Source organism: Haloarcula argentinensis DSM 12282 (assembly GCA_000336895.1).
GTDB lineage: Archaea > Halobacteriota > Halobacteria > Halobacteriales > Haloarculaceae > Haloarcula > Haloarcula argentinensis.
In genome coordinates this window covers 276502-291358 of record AOLX01000015.1, presented here as the reverse complement: position 1 = coordinate 291358, position 14857 = coordinate 276502, and the positions used below count along the sequence as shown (strand labels likewise).

General features: G+C 63.7%; 14 protein-coding genes. 6 read left to right on the top strand and 8 right to left on the bottom strand.

What is annotated here, in order from left to right; all coding sequences use genetic code 11:
- Nucleotides 1–193: 193 nt before the first annotated feature.
- From C443_RS08190 to C443_RS08175, 4 genes are all read right to left on the bottom strand, one after another.
- On the bottom strand, nucleotides 194–1300 hold the full coding sequence (locus tag C443_RS08190) for an ABC transporter ATP-binding protein (RefSeq protein WP_005535481.1): 1107 nt from the start codon (nucleotides 1298–1300) through the stop codon (nucleotides 194–196).
- Nucleotides 1301–1325: 25 nt separating this feature from the next.
- Nucleotides 1326–3191 (bottom strand): ABC transporter permease, encoded by a 1866-nt coding sequence (locus tag C443_RS08185; RefSeq protein WP_005535480.1) that lies wholly within the window; start codon nucleotides 3189–3191, stop codon nucleotides 1326–1328.
- A gap of 12 nt (nucleotides 3192–3203) precedes the next feature.
- The gene (locus C443_RS08180; RefSeq protein ID WP_005535479.1) at nucleotides 3204–4328 is read right to left on the bottom strand and encodes a thiamine ABC transporter substrate-binding protein; all 1125 of its coding nucleotides are present in this window, start codon (nucleotides 4326–4328) and stop codon (nucleotides 3204–3206) included.
- A 64-nt stretch (nucleotides 4329–4392) separates the two neighbouring features.
- A complete protein-coding gene (locus C443_RS08175) occupies nucleotides 4393–4785 on the bottom strand; it encodes a hypothetical protein (RefSeq protein ID WP_005535478.1) in 393 nt (130 codons plus the stop codon).
- Nucleotides 4786–5343: 558 nt separating this feature from the next.
- On the opposite strand from C443_RS08175, the gene pdhA reads away from it, so the two are divergent.
- The 4 genes from pdhA to C443_RS08150 all read left to right on the top strand — a co-directional run bounded on the left by pdhA (nucleotide 5344) and on the right by C443_RS08150 (nucleotide 9272).
- The gene (pdhA, locus tag C443_RS08165) at nucleotides 5344–6456 is read left to right on the top strand and encodes a pyruvate dehydrogenase (acetyl-transferring) E1 component subunit alpha (RefSeq protein WP_005535475.1); all 1113 of its coding nucleotides are present in this window, start codon (nucleotides 5344–5346) and stop codon (nucleotides 6454–6456) included.
- A gap of 60 nt (nucleotides 6457–6516) precedes the next feature.
- Nucleotides 6517–7221: a hypothetical protein gene (locus C443_RS08160; protein WP_049943974.1), complete on the top strand. Its 705-nt coding sequence runs from the start codon at nucleotides 6517–6519 to the stop codon at nucleotides 7219–7221.
- Between the two features lie 174 nt (nucleotides 7222–7395).
- A complete protein-coding gene (locus tag C443_RS08155; RefSeq protein WP_005535474.1) occupies nucleotides 7396–8721 on the top strand; it encodes a divalent metal cation transporter in 1326 nt (441 codons plus the stop codon).
- Nucleotides 8718–9272 (top strand): hypothetical protein, encoded by a 555-nt coding sequence (locus C443_RS08150; RefSeq protein WP_005535472.1) that lies wholly within the window; start codon nucleotides 8718–8720, stop codon nucleotides 9270–9272. The genes C443_RS08155 and C443_RS08150 overlap by 4 nt, the downstream gene beginning before the upstream one ends.
- 37 nt (nucleotides 9273–9309) lie before the next feature.
- Here C443_RS08150 and C443_RS08145 read toward each other — a convergent pair whose 3' ends face one another.
- The 3 genes from C443_RS08145 to C443_RS08140 all read right to left on the bottom strand — a co-directional run bounded on the left by C443_RS08145 (nucleotide 9310) and on the right by C443_RS08140 (nucleotide 11730).
- Nucleotides 9310–9558, bottom strand: a complete 249-nt coding sequence (locus C443_RS08145; RefSeq protein WP_005535471.1) for a DUF7861 family protein — start codon at nucleotides 9556–9558, stop codon at nucleotides 9310–9312.
- A gap of 20 nt (nucleotides 9559–9578) precedes the next feature.
- Entirely contained in the window at nucleotides 9579–9734 is a 156-nt protein-coding gene (locus tag C443_RS21660) for a hypothetical protein (RefSeq protein WP_005535469.1), read from the bottom strand.
- Between the two features lie 79 nt (nucleotides 9735–9813).
- Complete coding sequence (locus C443_RS08140) at nucleotides 9814–11730, bottom strand: beta-CASP ribonuclease aCPSF1 (RefSeq protein WP_005535468.1); 1917 nt, start codon at nucleotides 11728–11730, stop codon at nucleotides 9814–9816.
- Nucleotides 11731–11994: 264 nt separating this feature from the next.
- Here C443_RS08140 and C443_RS08135 point away from each other — a divergent pair, with 264 nt between their 5' ends.
- Entirely contained in the window at nucleotides 11995–12477 is a 483-nt protein-coding gene (locus C443_RS08135; RefSeq protein WP_005535466.1) for a hypothetical protein, read from the top strand.
- 725 nt (nucleotides 12478–13202) lie between these two features.
- Here the strand turns inward: C443_RS08135 and C443_RS08130 are convergent.
- Nucleotides 13203–14261 carry a DUF7350 domain-containing protein gene (locus tag C443_RS08130; protein WP_005535465.1) on the bottom strand — a complete coding sequence of 353 codons (1059 nt, stop codon included), beginning with the start codon at nucleotides 14259–14261 and terminating at the stop codon, nucleotides 13203–13205.
- A 110-nt stretch (nucleotides 14262–14371) separates the two neighbouring features.
- On the opposite strand from C443_RS08130, the gene C443_RS08125 reads away from it, so the two are divergent.
- Nucleotides 14372–14854 (top strand): hypothetical protein, encoded by a 483-nt coding sequence (locus tag C443_RS08125; RefSeq protein ID WP_005535463.1) that lies wholly within the window; start codon nucleotides 14372–14374, stop codon nucleotides 14852–14854.
- Nucleotides 14855–14857 lie beyond the last annotated feature (3 nt).

Sequence of the window (14857 nt, the reverse complement as noted above, 5' to 3'; positions counted from 1 at the left end):
CCGTCGCGCCTATCTGGCCGGACTCCGGCGTGGCTCCAGTCTGGAAACGCCGACTCCCGCCATCCCTGTCGACACGCTCCGATACGCCCGTTTCGACCACTTGCGACGGCACCGCGTGTCATATTGATATCGGCGATAACCACAGGTGGGTTAAAACAGACACCATTCCGGTGTCGGCGTGGGGATTGGTAGCTTACGACCGTCTGTCGACAATGTGTGCGTCTGTCGGGGCAAAGCCCACTGCCACGGTGTCGGTCGGCGGATCTTCGGCTCGTAACAGGAGTTCTCGCCCCTCCCAGTCGAGGTGAACACGCGTCGTCTCCCCGAGGAACTCCGCGCTCGTGACCGTCGCCGTCAACGGGTTCCGGTCGGCGTCGACAGCAAGTCGCTCCGGTCGCACACAGAACGTGAGCCGGTCCCCGGGCGAGACAGCCGAGGTCGGGTCACTGTCGGCTCCCAGGGCTACTGAGAGCGTCGCACTGTCGACCGTCACGTCCGCGATGGTTTGTCCACTATCAGCGTCCGCGGCATCAGTCGACCGTACTGCCGTTACCGCACCACTGAGAACGTTGTTGTCGCCGACGAAGGTGGCGACGAACTCCGTTGCCGGCTCTCGGTAGATAGTCCGTGGCGGCGCGACCTGCTCCGGCGTCCCGTCGCGCATGACCGCCACGCGGTCGGACACGGCGAGGGCTTCCTCTTGATCGTGGGTGACGTAAATCGTCGTAATACCCAGTTCCTGCTGGATCTCGCGGACCTGCACGCGGAGGCGCTCCCGGAGCTTTGCATCGAGGGCGCTCATCGGCTCATCGAGCAAGAGCACGTCAGGGCCGGGAGCCAGTGCCCGGGCCATCGCCACTCGCTGTTGTTGGCCGCCGGAAAGCGTGTCCGGGTCCCGGTCCGCCATGCCGCCGAGGTCTACCAGCTCCAGCAGTTCCTGTACCCGTGCCTCGGCGCTGCCGCCGCCCGGCGGGTCGGTGAACGAGAGTCCGTAGGCGATGTTCTCCCCGACGGTCATGTGCGGGAACAGCGCGTAGTTCTGGAAGACGACGCCCACGTCGCGGTCCTCCGGCGGGACGCCGGTGACAGACGTACCGCCGAACCGGACTTCGCCCTGTGTGGGGTCCTCGAAGCCGGCAATGAGCCGGAGCGTCGTTGTTTTCCCACAGCCGGAGGGCCCGACCAGCGTGAAGAACTCGCCCTCCCGGACGGCAAGCGACAGGTCCTCCACAGCGGTCGTCTCACCGTAGTGTCTGGTGACGCCATCGAGTTCGACGGCCGGCGGACCAGTCCGGTTCACGCCAGCACTGTCTGCTGGGGCCTCCTTAGAACCCAACGTCGTCACCTCCCAGTCGATCGATGAGTAAAAAGCTCGCGCTGGTGACCACGAGCAGGACGACCCCCATCGCCGTTGCGGGACCGAGCCGCCGGCCGATGAACCGCTCGATGGCGATTGGCATCGTGAACTGGTTCGTCCCGGAGGCAAGCACAATCGTCGCCGAGAACTCCCCGATAGAGATAGCGAACGCGAAGGCGGCCCCGGCGATGACGGCCGGCCATACGAGCGGCAGTTCGATGTCAAGCAACGCTCTGGCACGCGGCGCACCGAGCGCGCGGGCGGACTCGACCAGCGTGTGGTCGATACTTTCCAGGCCGGGCGCGACCGTCCGGACGACGAACGGGTAGCCGGCGACGGCGTGGGCGGCGACGATGGCGAGGCCACCACCGACGGCGAACCGGGAGCCTCCCACCTCGACACCGAAGACGAGGCCACGAAGCAGGCCGAGGCCGACGACGATGCCCGACACGGCCAGGGGGGCCATCGCGACGGCGTCGACGAGCTTTCGACCGCGGTAATCCCGTGTCGTGAGGACGGCCACGACGACGCCCATCGGCAGGGCAACGGCGAGCGAGGCGACGCCGAATAGCAGTGAGTTCCGGACGGCGTCCCACGGTTGGACTTGGAACGACGCGCCGGTCGTCTGGCGGTCGATGAGGAACTGGTAGTTCGCCAGCGTCAGCCCCTCCGGCCCACTGAAGCTCGCCACAAGCATGCTTGCTATCGGCGCGATGAACACCGCCAGCGCGACGAGGGCGTAGACGGCGAGTCCCATTCTGGGGAGCAGTTCACGGACCGAGAGCGACGGCGGCCTGAGTGGTCGGCGGGGCAGCGGTCGAATCCCCCGCGACCGGACGGTATGCTTGGCCTCGTAGCGGAGATACGCGTACAGCAAGCCCAGCGAGATGCCAAGCTCGATGAGTGCGAGCGCGGCCGCCTCGGCGTACTCCAGGTCGCGGATGAGCCGATAGACGAACACCTCGACGGTCGCAAGCCGGAACCCGCCCAGCGCCAGGACGATGGGGAACGTGCTGAAGGTGAACACGAAGGTCAGCGCCGCGCCCATCAGTACTGACGGATACAGTTGTGGGGCAACCACGTCGCGGAACGCTCGGAAAGGACTCGCGCCGAGGCTCCGGGCCGTTTCGACCGCGCTGGCGTCGACGGACTCCCAGGCGGCGGTGGTCACACGGGCGACGAGCGGGGCGTTGTAGAACGCGTGAGCGATGACGACGGCCTCCAGCGTGAACAGGAGCTTCACCTCACCTAGACCGAGCGCGCCGAGTACGGCATTGAGCGTTCCGTTCTGGCCGAATGTGGCGACAAAGCCCACGCCGACCATTATCGATGGGAGGACGAAGGGCAGAATCGTCAGTGACCGGAGCGTCCGCCGGCCGGGGAACTCGTAGCGCGCCAGCAGATACGCCGCCGGCAGGCCGAGGGCGACGCTGGCGACCGTCGACAACGCCGCCTGATACGCCGTGAAGCCGATGACGCCCAGCCGTCGGTCCGGCGACAGGACCCCTTCGATGACGCTCGCTATCGGCTCACCGGCGAGGAACCGCGCCGGCTCCCCGAAGTAGAACTGGTCCTGCAGTATCGAGATGAACACCCGCCCCGTCCAGCGGCCGTCGACGAGGACGCTGTCGATAAAGACTGTCGCCACCGGGTAGTAGAAGATGCCGAGCAACAGCGCGATAGTGGCGACCGCGAGCCCGACGATTGCCCGACGCTCGATAGTGTCGCGGACGGTTCGACCTCGCTTGCGGGACGGACTGCCCGCTGTCTCTGTCGCCTTTTCGCTGTGGTCACTGCCGGCACCTTTCGCATCGCCGTCGTGATCTCGGGCCACAGTCCGTGGTCGTTAGTTCGAGGCGAACTGCCGTTCCCAGTCAGAAATCCAGCCCGAGACGGAGCCCTTGAGTTCGTCGTAGCCGAACGTGACCGGTTCCGGCGGCTCCTGAGCCAGTTTGGCGTAGTCCTCGGGAAGCTCGGCGGAGTCAGTTGCCGGGAACTGGACGTTCCGGACGGCGATTTCGCCCTGAATCTCCGGGCGCAGCAGGAAGCCCATGAACTCCCGGGCGAGGTCGGGCGTGTCAGCCCCGTCGAACACCGCCATTCCCTCCGGGTTGGCGTAGCCCTGGTCGTTCAGGAAGCGGATCTGGTGTTTCTCCATGTTCGCGTCGTTCTGGTCGGCAAACACCTGGTCGGTGGAGTAGGAGACGACCATCGGCGCTTCGCCGCCCGACCACGCGCTGTAGGCATCGCTCCAGGAGCCAAGCACCCGAACGTCGTTGTCCTGCAGGTCGCTCCAGTAGTCCAGATAGCCGTCCGGGCCGAACTGCTTGATCGTGTGTAGCAGAAACGCCCGCCCGGTCGCTGAACTGGCGGGGTTCTGCGTGATGAGGTCGCCAGCGTGTTCCTCGGCAAGGAGGCCATCGAAGGTCTCCGGTGCCGTGGTCGCTGTGCCGTCGAACACGAGGCTGATGTAGCCGGTATCGTAGGGAATCGCCCGGCCGTCGGGGTCGAACTGCAGGCCCGGCTTGATGTCGTCCTGCCCAGCCACGTCGCCGACATCGGCGAACAGCCCGTCATCGAGGTTCTCGTCGACTCGGACGAGGTGGTCCGTGTTCAGCCCGAGGTACATATCCGCCTCGATGTCGACGCCGGCGTTCCGGCGCTCGATGTAGTGGTTGACCTCGTTGCTCGGCGTCTGCCAGATCAGGCGGGCGTCGAACTCCTCCTCGAAGCGCTGTTTCACCCACGCGCCCGGACTCGTCGACGGCGAGTCGACGAACGCGCTGTAGGTCCCGACGACCAGCGTCTCGTCGGCACCGCCGGCGTCGCCGGTACTTGTCCCGGTGGCGGTTGACTCGTCCGTGTTCGACGCTTCGGTACTTGCCCCGTCGCTGCCGCCCAGTCCGGCACAGCCGGCAAACGAGACGGACACCGTCGCGCCGGCCGCTGTCAGGAAGGAACGTCTATCCATTACCCCGTGGTCACACCCAGTGGTACTTAATCCCGCTGTTCCTGAATTCTAAGGCTTCAGCCCTTCAAATACCCGCAGCAGCCGTTATTATCCCGCGGTACTGCAGGATGGTGACTGAGTTGTAGGCGACGACCGTGAGTGTCACCACGGCGAACAGGGCAAGAAAGACCGTCGCGTTGCGCTCGGAAAGCAGTCGCCACCCCGCGACCAGCCACAGCATCGCCCCGAACTTCACCAGCCAGAGGCCCGCCAGCCCGAACTCCGCAAGCATCGTGCTGACGACGACGTTGCCCTCCTGTAGTCCGACCGTGAGCCCGGTCATTGTCAGGAGGATATCCCCGACTGTTGCGACGAGGATGACGGTCCAGAGCACTGCATGGGTGTGCGACAGGTGGTGGTCCCGCCAGAGCGTCACCCGCTCACTGTCTGCCGCTGGACCTTCTTTGTCGAGCATCATGGGTACGTTGGGCGGAAACGGCATGAATACTCGGGCTCGATTGGGCTGCTGACACAGCCGCTAGGTAGCTACTACCTATTGGTCAAACCCAGTTGCTCGCGCTCAACCCCAGATCGATTCTGGAACCGAGATGAGGAGGACAACGAAGACGACGAGGGTACTGAGGCCGAGTATTCGCAGGACTCCCGCTGAACGTCGTCGACTCGGAGGCAGGAATTCCGCGACCCCAGAGAACGCGAACGCGATACCCAAAAAGAGCATGTTGTGAGGGCCGTCGAGTACAATACCGAAATATACCCATCCAAGGATGCAAACGAACGCGAAGAGTGAGAACAGGAGACCCTTCTGCCGCCCGTCTGGCTCACGAAATAACATTCGCCGAATTGTCATTACCTGTACTGACAGACGGTTGATTTAATAAATCGTTCGGCTGTATCGATCACAATCGGATCAGGATGTCTCATCTGGGGAGGGGTCAACAGGGCTTCGCGCCACAAAACACTGCCACCCGAGCCGAACACAGCTTTTTGACGGTCCTCTCCGAGTGTAGGGTACGAAATGACACAGGACGTTCTCAATCGGGCACCCGACGATCAGGTGCAGGCGCTCGATTCAGATGGCGAGATCGTTGACCCGGACCTCATCCCGGACCTGTCTGACGAGGCACTGGTGTCGATGTACCGCGATATGCGTTTCGCCCGCCGGTTCGACGAGCGGATGATAAGCCTCCAGCGACAGGGTCGGCTCGGGACCTACTCATCGCTGGCGGGCCAGGAGGGGTCACAGATCGGGTCAACGTACGCACTGGCCGATGAGGACACGATCTTCTATCAGTACCGGGAACACGGTGCACTCGTCGCTCGTGGACTCCCCTGGGAGTACGTCCTCTACTGGATGGGTCACGAGGCGGGGAACGCCGCTCTCGGCGACGTGAACGTATTCCCGCTGAACATCTCCATCGGCGCGCACCTGCCCCACGCTGTCGGCTGGTCGTGGGCGGCAAAGAAAAAGGGCGACGAGCGGGCGGCCGTCGTCCACTTCGGCGACGGAGCCACCAGCGAGGGGGACTTCCACGAGGCGATGAACTTCGCCGGGGTGTTCGAGACGCCGACGGTGTTCTTTTGCAACAACAACCAGTGGGCCATCTCCGTCCCGCGGGAGCGCCAGACCGCCAGCCAGACGCTGGCGCAGAAAGCCGACGCATACGGCTTCGACGGCGTGCAGGTCGACGGCATGGACCCACTGGCGACCTACTCCGTCACCGAGGCTGCCCGGGAGCGGGCCGTGGGAGCCGACGGAGCGGAGCAGGAACCCATCTTCATCGAGGCCGTCCAGTACCGCTTCGGTGCACATACGACCGCCGACGACCCGGACGTGTACCGGGACGATGCAGAGGTCGAGGAGTGGCGCGAACGCGACCCGCTGGACCGTATGGAGGCGTTCCTCAGAAACTGCAATCTGCTGGACGATGGCAAAATCGATGTGATGGACGATACCATCGACGAACGCCTCGGCGAGATTATCGACAACGCGGAGGCCCACGCCGCCGACCCGACGGACCTCTTCGCCGACGTGTACGCCGAGTCGACGCCGAACATCGACGAGCAACGTGAGTACTTTGAAGCCCTCCGCGAGCGCCACGGCGACGACGCCTTGCTTGAGTCCGAGTAGCCGACCGAGCCTGTTATTATCGTCCCGGCGCTTCCGTCTACCGTGACTGAGTGGCCACCGGTGGACCCCGCCGACGCAACGGCCGTTGCACAGCAGCGTGACGAACTGGTCGCGGCGGTCCGGGACCACGCCGGACAGGTCGCCTACCAGCTCGCCCGGCTGGAAGGCGGCGACTACGGACAGGCGGACATCGAGACCGACCGCGGCGAGTGGACCGTCAAGTACGAGGGTGGCGACCTGGAGTACCTCCGGTTCTCACCCTCGCGCGGCTCCGACACCTACGTCATTTCGACCAAACAGCCACCAGAGCCGGAGCCGCTGGCGGCCGCGCTTGCCGACTACGACGCCTTCGTCGAGGGGTTCAACGACTACGTCGCGTCGCTCGACGGCGTGCTCGACGACGTGTCGACGGAGTTCCCGGAAATCACGACGACAGATGGCGTCGTGGCCGAGCGCGACCGCGTCCTCGGCCGCATCCGCGAGATCTGTGACCGGATCGCGCGGGAACTCCAGCGCTACGAGGGCGGCGACTACGGCACGTTCACCGACCGAATCGGCGGCACGCGCTGGGAACTCAAATGGGACACCGACGGCGCGTCGTACCTCCGGGTCGGCGGCAGCAACGGGCTCTATCTCCTCTCGCAGTACGAACCCCCGTCGGCGGCCGACATCCGCGAATACACCCCGCAGTTCGCGGATTTCGTCGACGCGTACAACGACCACGTCGACGAACTGGAATCGGACCTCGGGACCGTCGAACTCTGAGCCGGCGCAGTCTGTACTCCTTCTGGTAGCGTTCCGCCTGATGAGCGTGTAGTGCGTCAATTCTGCCAGCGCTGTCATTTTCGCATAATCGCTGTACAGCGGTTGAATTACCGCAGAATACCACCGAACGATATGTCGGCAGTATTTTCAGGAGGCCTCACCCAAGCCGGAGGTATGAGTTCGACCGAAACCGTCGACAGTTCGGCTGTGAGCAAAGGCACGCTCGGCGACTACGTCGAAGCGATGGGACCGTCCTGGATCGCAGGCGCAATCGCCGCCGGCCCAGCGACGATAGCCAGCCTCGTTACCGCGGGCGGTGCGTTCGGCTACAGTCTTCTGTGGGTCGTCGTCCTCTCCGCGGGGGCGGGAGCGCTGGCGCAGTATCTAGCGATGCGGTTAGGACTGCTAACCGAGCGGGGTATCGTCGCCGTCGTCGAGGACCACCTCGGCGAAACGTGGGCGTGGTTGCTTGTCGGCGACGCAGTACTCGCTGCCGGCGTAGCACAGTTAGTCATCATGAAGACCGTCGCCACGGTTTCGGCGACGGTGACCGGTATCGACGCGCGTATCTGGGGCATCGTCTGGGCGCTCATTCTCGCAGCGGGGCTGGCGGGCGGGGGCTACCGGTTCCTCGAACTGGCCGCGAAAGTCCTCGTCCTGCTGGTCGTCGTCGCGTTCGTCGCCAGTCTGTTCGTCGTGCCGATCGATGCCGGCGCGGCGGTGACCGGACTGGTCCCCTCGATCCCGTCCGGGAGCGCGCTGGTCGCGGCCGGCATCCTCGGCGGCGCGGTCCACATCACGCTCATCACGATGCACTCCTACACGATGCGGGCACGCGGATGGACCCGTGAAGACTACGACCTCGCGACGGTCGACGTGGGTGCGTCGATGCTGGTGGCATTCGGCATCTACAGCCTGGCCATCTTTCTGGTGACGGCAAGCGTGCTCACCTCCGGCGACCTCACGACGGTCGGCGCTGCTGAAGCCCTTGGTCCGCTGGTCGGTGACAGCGCCCGCTGGCTGTTCCTGCTCGGTCTGTGGGGTGCTGCCGTGTCGACGCTTGGCGGCAACACCATCGTTCCGCCGTTCCTGCTGGCTGACAAACTCGGCTGGGGCACCACTATCGAGGACAGCCGCTACCGCGGCCTGCTCGTCGCCGTTGCGCTGCTGTCCGCGCCGGGCGCGTTCATCGGGGGGAACGTCCTCGGGCAACTCGTCCTCGTGCTCGCGCTCGGCACGGTCGGCACACCCTTTGCCATCGCCCTCGTCCTCTATCTCCTGAACTCCAACGCAGTTCCGGAATCAAATTCACTCGTGGCCAACCTCGGCGGGCTAGCCCTGATCGCTGTTTCGGGTGGGCTGGCCGCGAACTTCGTTGTCGAGCAGCTCGGCGGTGGCGTCGGCCCGCTCTCCGGGTTCGTGCTGGCGTTTGCTGTCGCGCTTGGCCTCGCTATGGTCGGCCTCGGCGGGAAGTTCCTCCGGGAGGAACTCCTCGCGTGACCGGCCTCCAGTTCCCGCTCTCGGGGTCGACGCTCGTCACCGGCCCCTCCAACGTCGGCAAGACGCGGACGACCGCGGACGCCCTCGACGCCTGGCTTGACAGCGAAGGGGCCGCCGGCGTCGTCGTCCTTGATTTCGCGCCCGAACTCGAACGCGACGGGACAATTCTGGGCGGCCGCCTCGACCGATTCATCACAGTACCGGAGGCGGTCTGGATCGCTCGGATCGACGCCAGTGCACCGCGCGCTGAAACCGAGACTGACGATCAGGCGGTCGCGCTCGCCCGGAAGAACGCCCGCCGTGCCGAGCAACAGATGGACGCGCTCCCGGAGAATCCCCGTGCGGTGTTCGTCAACGATGCGACGATTCCGTTCCAGCACGACCTCGCATCGGTCAGCCGGCTTACGGAATACTGTGAGACGGCGGACGTAGCCGTCCTCAACGCCTTCGACAGCGACGAACTGGGCGTCGATAATCCGGTGTCCCGGGCCGAGCGCGACGCGCTCGGTCGGCTCCGACGCTGGGCCGACCGGACCGTCGACCTGTCGTAGCGACCGTCCACCGCTGCCCGGACGCGTCAGCGGCTTGCTACTGTCCGCCGCGTTTCCGGAACCAGACGCGTTCGCCGACCGGGCTTTCGTCGTCGCCGATCTCCAGCCGACTGACGAACAGGTCGCGGATGGCCAGCGTGACGACGAGTTCCGTCGGCTCGCCGGCCCCGTCTTCGACGGTGACGACGCAATGGCCGTCCCGCTCAGCTATCCCGGTAATTGTGCCGACTGTCCAGCGGTCGCGGTGGTGTGACGGCTCTTGCGCGTGAATGCGGTCGTGATTCATCGATACTCCTGTGAGTTATCTCACCGGTTCCACTCGTAGAACCACCATGCGCCGCCGAGCACCATCAGGCCGATCCCAAGTGTCGATGTCGCAGGCTCCGGGATGATAAACAGTACGAGTCCAACGAGTACCATCCCGACCGGTTCGAGTTCGTCGAGATACTGGGTGATGTCCATACGTGACGCTTCACCCGCTTGCGGTATAGAGGTTCGTCCGGTTATCGGGGAGAGAGAATGAACGAAAAAAGCAACCAGATCAGCGGAAGCGGAACGTTTCGAGGTTCTCCGGCGCGAAGGTCCGGATGTTCTGGTCGTGATACAGCGACGAGGAGAGGTCCTGCGTCGCGGACTCGTCGCCGTGGACACAGAGGATCTTCTCGGGCCGTGGGTTCATCGTCTTCACGAAGTTCTCCAGTCCCTGCCGGTCGGCGTGCCCGGAGAAGCCGTCGACCGTCTCCACGTTCATCTCCAGTGGAACCGTCTCGCTGCGCCCGCTGCCGCCGACGGGTACCTCGTCGATGCCGCGCTGGATTCGCTTGCCGAGCGTTCCCTGCGCCTGATAGCCGACGAAGGTAAGCGTCGAGTCAGGATCGGGGCCGAGCTGTTCGAGCCAGGACATGGCTGGGCCGCCAGTGAGCATCCCGGACGTGGAGAGGATGATCGAGGAATCGCCGTCGGCAATCTCCTGTCGCTCCTCGTCGCCGCCGTCGATAGGGTTGAACTGGTCGGCCAGGAAGGGGTTCTCGTCTTCGTCGAAGATGCGGTCCTGTAGGCCATCGCGGAGATACTCGGGATAGGTCGTGTGAACGGCCGTCGCCTCCCAGATCATCCCGTCGAGGTGGACCGGCATCTCGGGGATGTCGCCGTTCCGCATTGCCTCTTCGAGGACGAGCATGAGTTCCTGCGACCGACCGACGGCGAAGGTCGGAATAAGCACTTTCCCGTCGCGGTCGTAGGCGTTCTGAATGATCTGTTTGAGCTTTCGCTCCGAGTCTTCCTGATCGGTCTGGTAGTCGTTGCGGCCGCCGTAGGTCGACTCCAGCACGAGTGTCTCCACCCGCGGGAAGTCGTTGACAGCGCCGTCGAACAGACGCGTGTCGTCGTAGTGGATATCGCCGGAGAAGGCGACGTTGTACAGCCCGTCGCCGACGTGGAAGTGACACACCGACGAGCCCAGAATGTGGCCGGCGTTGTGCAGTGTCAGCTTGATATCGGGCGCGATGTCGGTCACGTCGCCGTACTCCAGCGGGATGGTGTGTTTGATCGCCTCGCGGACCATCTCGGAGTCGTACGGCGGAGTCCGGCCGTCGTCCGCGGCGGTATCAAGGTGATCGAGCGTCAGCAGTCCCATCAGGTCTCGCGTCGGCTCGGTACAGTAGATGGGGCCGTCGTAGCCGTACTCGAACAGCAGTGGGACCAGTGCTGAGTGATCCAGATGCGCGTGGGTCAGAACGACAGCGTCGATACCGTTTGTCCCGGCCCCGAACGCCTCCGGGATGTCCAGATACGGCTTCTCGCCGTTCGCGCCGGGCTTGTTCCCACAGTCGATGAGGATTCGCGTGTCCGGCGTCGAGAGGATGAACGCGGCACGACCGACCTCACGACAGGAGCCCAGCGTCGTGATGCGGACGTACTCGTCGTCCGACATCGGCTCGCGGTGGATCTGCCGGCCGACGCGTTCGAGGATGTCACGGCGGTCCTCGCGCTCCTGTTTGAGGAAGTTCCGGACGTTGTCGACCGTCGAGGATTCGATTGGTGGCGTCCGAACGACTTCGGGCGTCCACCCGACTTCCTGCGTGATTTCGCGCAGAGTTGCGCCACGGCGGCCGATGACGACGCCGGGCTTCTGTGCCTGAATGACGACTTCGCCGGTGTCAGTGTGGAAGTTCAGGTCCATGACGCCGGCTTCCTCCGGGATGAGTTCTCGAATCGCCGATTCTGCTTCGGATGGCGGGGCCAGTACGTCCGGGTCCGGGCGGACCGTGATGCGTTTCCGGAGCTTCGATGCGAGCCGGCGAACGAGGTCGCTGTTCGCGGCGAACTCCTTCGGGTCACGCGTGTATATGACGAGTTCCGGTCCCTCGTACGTGACATCCGAGACGGAGATACGGCGCGGGACTTCCTCGTCGATCGTTGCCTTCACGTCTTCGAGTTGCTTGTCTACAGTGCTCATAGCTCAAAACGGGTCATCCCGGTAGCGGGGCCGTCCACGGCTGGTGCGGGCCGACCTGGTGCCGCGGGATGTACGCTCTCTAATAAAGTCATCAGTTATCGGTGAGTTGCCTCCGGACGTGGAGAGATGTCCGGAAAACCGTCCTCTATTTCTCAGTATTCCCCTCGTATTATAAAAGCCTTCGCAATACGGAGGTCGGGACTGTCCGTAGTTGGCGCTGTGTGTGCCCACAAGCGGTAAGCGGCCGCCACGTGAGACGCCGCCATGCGACTGACGCCTGAAACCGTCCACGAGGAGTATGAGTGGGTACAGGAACGGGCTGACGACGTTGTCCCGCTAATAAACGAAACGCGAGCGTATCTGGGCTCGCAGTTCGATGTCGACGTTGACACGCTCACAGACGACGCCTACACGGCTGCTATCGACGAGGTGTTCGCCGACGGCGACCGGGCGGTCAACGTCGCCGCGCTGGTCCGTTTGCTCCGAGAACTGGACGTTACAGGCGATTACCCGGGCTTTGTTATCGACGAACTCCTCGGCCGGGAGCTGGCGGCTATGATCGCCGGTGAGCAACCGCTCCGACTGCTCGCAGAGGCGACCTTCCATGTCGCGGACCTGCGAACTCACGGTGACGACACGGCCACTGCAGGCGCTGACGACCTTGACGCCGCGCTCGCGGCCGGGGTCCAGACACGCGTCCCGGGCTGGCCGTGGCAGCAGACGGAGAGTCCGTTTGCTGTGGAGTGAAATCGGGTAGACTGTTACTGTACCGGTCTGTTATATTTTCTGCCAATTAACGTCTAAATATAACGAGTATTATGTTATTTTAGGAAAAGACTATCAAACAAAAATGGGGGTGTAACTCTACAGATAGTACCAATGCATGTTTGGTGAGCCGGTTCCGAGTCAGTGTCCAGAGTGTGGAGTCGTCGCTGTCCGGATACACAGGGTTGCACCGTCCTTTCACGAGCGTGGAGACGAGTGGAGTATCCGCGCCGAGTGCTGCGATTGTCACGATTACACCGAGTGGTTCGACTGACTGGAAACGGGCCGTAAGCGTGGTGTTGCAGTCCACCGCAGTATCTGGGATGGTGCCGGGAGCGGCCGTTGACATTCCTTATCGTCCCCCTACTGGGTAGTTACCACTGTCCTAACTGTGTGGCCTCTCGGAACTGCAACCAGACAGTCCTGTTCTACAGGAGTTGTTGACTGTACTATGAGTTGTACGCTGCCGGTCAGGTTGTCATTCAGGGGGAAAATAACATTACTGACAACTGAGAAGTGTATAGTAACCAAGAGGAAGCCATACGATGTCCAACTCCAAAATTCCAGGACAGTGTCCGAAATGCGGCTCAGTGAACGTTACCGTGATCAAGGTGGCACCGTTGAACCACGATCGCGGTGAGAGATGGGCGACCCGCGTGGAGTGCGACGAGTGCCCGGACTACGTCGAGTGGGTTGACTGATCGCGGTTAGCCGCCAGAGAACGAGAACGACGGCGTCGTCAGGAACGCTGTCTCGTATCCCTCGTGGCGAGACACCTGCGGCGGGGCAACGATCTCAACACCAACAGACGGCTCTTGGGCTGTTGTCTCGACGATTGCGCCGTAGTGATAGCCGATTTCGGGATGCACGGCGGCGGTTAGCGCGTCCTGGAACACCGTCTCACCGTCGGCGTCTACGGTTCCGTCCAGCGACATCATCGGCAAGGGGACGCGATTGTACGGCGTCCGAGCCGAGACGGCGAGATACGACTCATCGTCGGCGAGGAACGCGGCATCCTGCAGCCAGGTGACGGCGTAGACACCGTCGCTTCCCTTGTCCGTCCCGAGCACCGTTCCGGGCAGGGCCGATACTTCGGGGACCTGCGAGGTCGGCACCATGTCCATGTTCATCAGGTCGATCGCCGCGCGTTCGCCCTGTGCGTCCGGGAACTCTTCGAAGGAGAGCTGGTCGCGGGTACTCTGTGCGAAGTCAAATTCGACCGTTGCCTCGCCGGCCTCGCCGAACCGACCGTCGAAGGCCCCCAGCCGGCGCTCGCCCATGCCGTTGACGCGGACCGAGAGTTGATAGACGCCGTCGCCGTCGAGTGCGTAGTTGTCGCCGTAGTGAAACCCCATGTTCTGGGAGATCATCGGCCACGGGGACTTGTCGGCGACTGTCTCGCCGTCGCGCTCGACGGTGATTGACAGCCCGGCTGACACCGGGAGGACCATCTCCGTCTCGGGGTCCCAGACGGTCGCCATCAGGTGAACGCTGTCCTCGCTCCGGATGTCGACCTTTTCGGCCGTCGTTCCGGTCACCGTCCAGAAGCGGTGCGGAAAGGAGTAGCTCAGTCCGACCATGTACTCGCCCGCTTGCGCCATTCCGGCCATCCCCATTCCTTCAGCGTGGGTTGGGCGGTACGTGGCGTCGGGGCGGTTCTCGACCAGCGGTGGGGCGCGTGTCGACTGGGAACTCAGCGAACCACACCCCGCCAGGATCGTCGTGCCGGCGAGACCGGCACTGGCGAGGAACTGTCGTCGATTCATGGACCGCCTTTGGGCCCTCATCTGAAAGACCGTTCTGGTACGATAGCCGAATGCCGTGGCGGGATCTAGACGGCACAAGGCACTTGTCACCGGTCAGTACATTTTCGCACGTGCCCTCCCAATCTGTTCGCCTTGCAGTCCTCGGGGTCGTCGTCCTGACAGCAGGCTGCTTCGGCGCGCCGTCGCCGGGGTCACCGACCCCGCCGGAGGCAACGACAACCGTTGCTCCCCCGACAGGGACCGTCGAGTTCAACGACGGACCGAAAGAACGGCCCGACCGGCCCACAGTACTGAACGAGTCCTCTGTCCGGAAGTTCGTGTACGAGTACCAGTACCGGAGTGTCTACAACGGTCTGTGGCAGGGTGAATATACCGAAATGAGTCTCGCCTGCCGCGTTGATACCGTCACCGAGCGGTCGTGGGGGTACGATGTCGTCATCACCTGTACCGGGTCTTCGACGACTGACCCGCCGGTTGGGTCGACGGCGACGGAAGGACCGATATCCGACTACTTTACCCAGTCATATCGCTACAGCGTCAGTGCTGACGCCCTCGCTCGCGAGTCGGTCGAGAATCGTGATCAAGTATCCTGACGA

Bases quoted from the DNA above. Each gene is read 5' to 3' on its own strand.
- C443_RS08180 (WP_005535479.1), bottom strand. From the start codon at position 4,328: ATGGATAGACGTTCCTTCCTGACAGCGGCCGGCGCGACGGTGTCCGTC.
- C443_RS08175 (WP_005535478.1), bottom strand. From the start codon at position 4,785: ATGATGCTCGACAAAGAAGGTCCAGCGGCAGACAGTGAGCGGGTGACG.
- pdhA (WP_005535475.1), top strand. From the start codon at position 5,344: ATGACACAGGACGTTCTCAATCGGGCACCCGACGATCAGGTGCAGGCG.
- C443_RS08155 (WP_005535474.1), top strand. From the start codon at position 7,396: ATGAGTTCGACCGAAACCGTCGACAGTTCGGCTGTGAGCAAAGGCACG.
- C443_RS08145 (WP_005535471.1), bottom strand. From the start codon at position 9,558: ATGAATCACGACCGCATTCACGCGCAAGAGCCGTCACACCACCGCGAC.
- C443_RS21660 (WP_005535469.1), bottom strand. From the start codon at position 9,734: ATGGACATCACCCAGTATCTCGACGAACTCGAACCGGTCGGGATGGTA.
- C443_RS08140 (WP_005535468.1), bottom strand. From the start codon at position 11,730: ATGAGCACTGTAGACAAGCAACTCGAAGACGTGAAGGCAACGATCGAC.
- C443_RS08135 (WP_005535466.1), top strand. From the start codon at position 11,995: ATGCGACTGACGCCTGAAACCGTCCACGAGGAGTATGAGTGGGTACAG.
- C443_RS08130 (WP_005535465.1), bottom strand. From the start codon at position 14,261: ATGAATCGACGACAGTTCCTCGCCAGTGCCGGTCTCGCCGGCACGACG.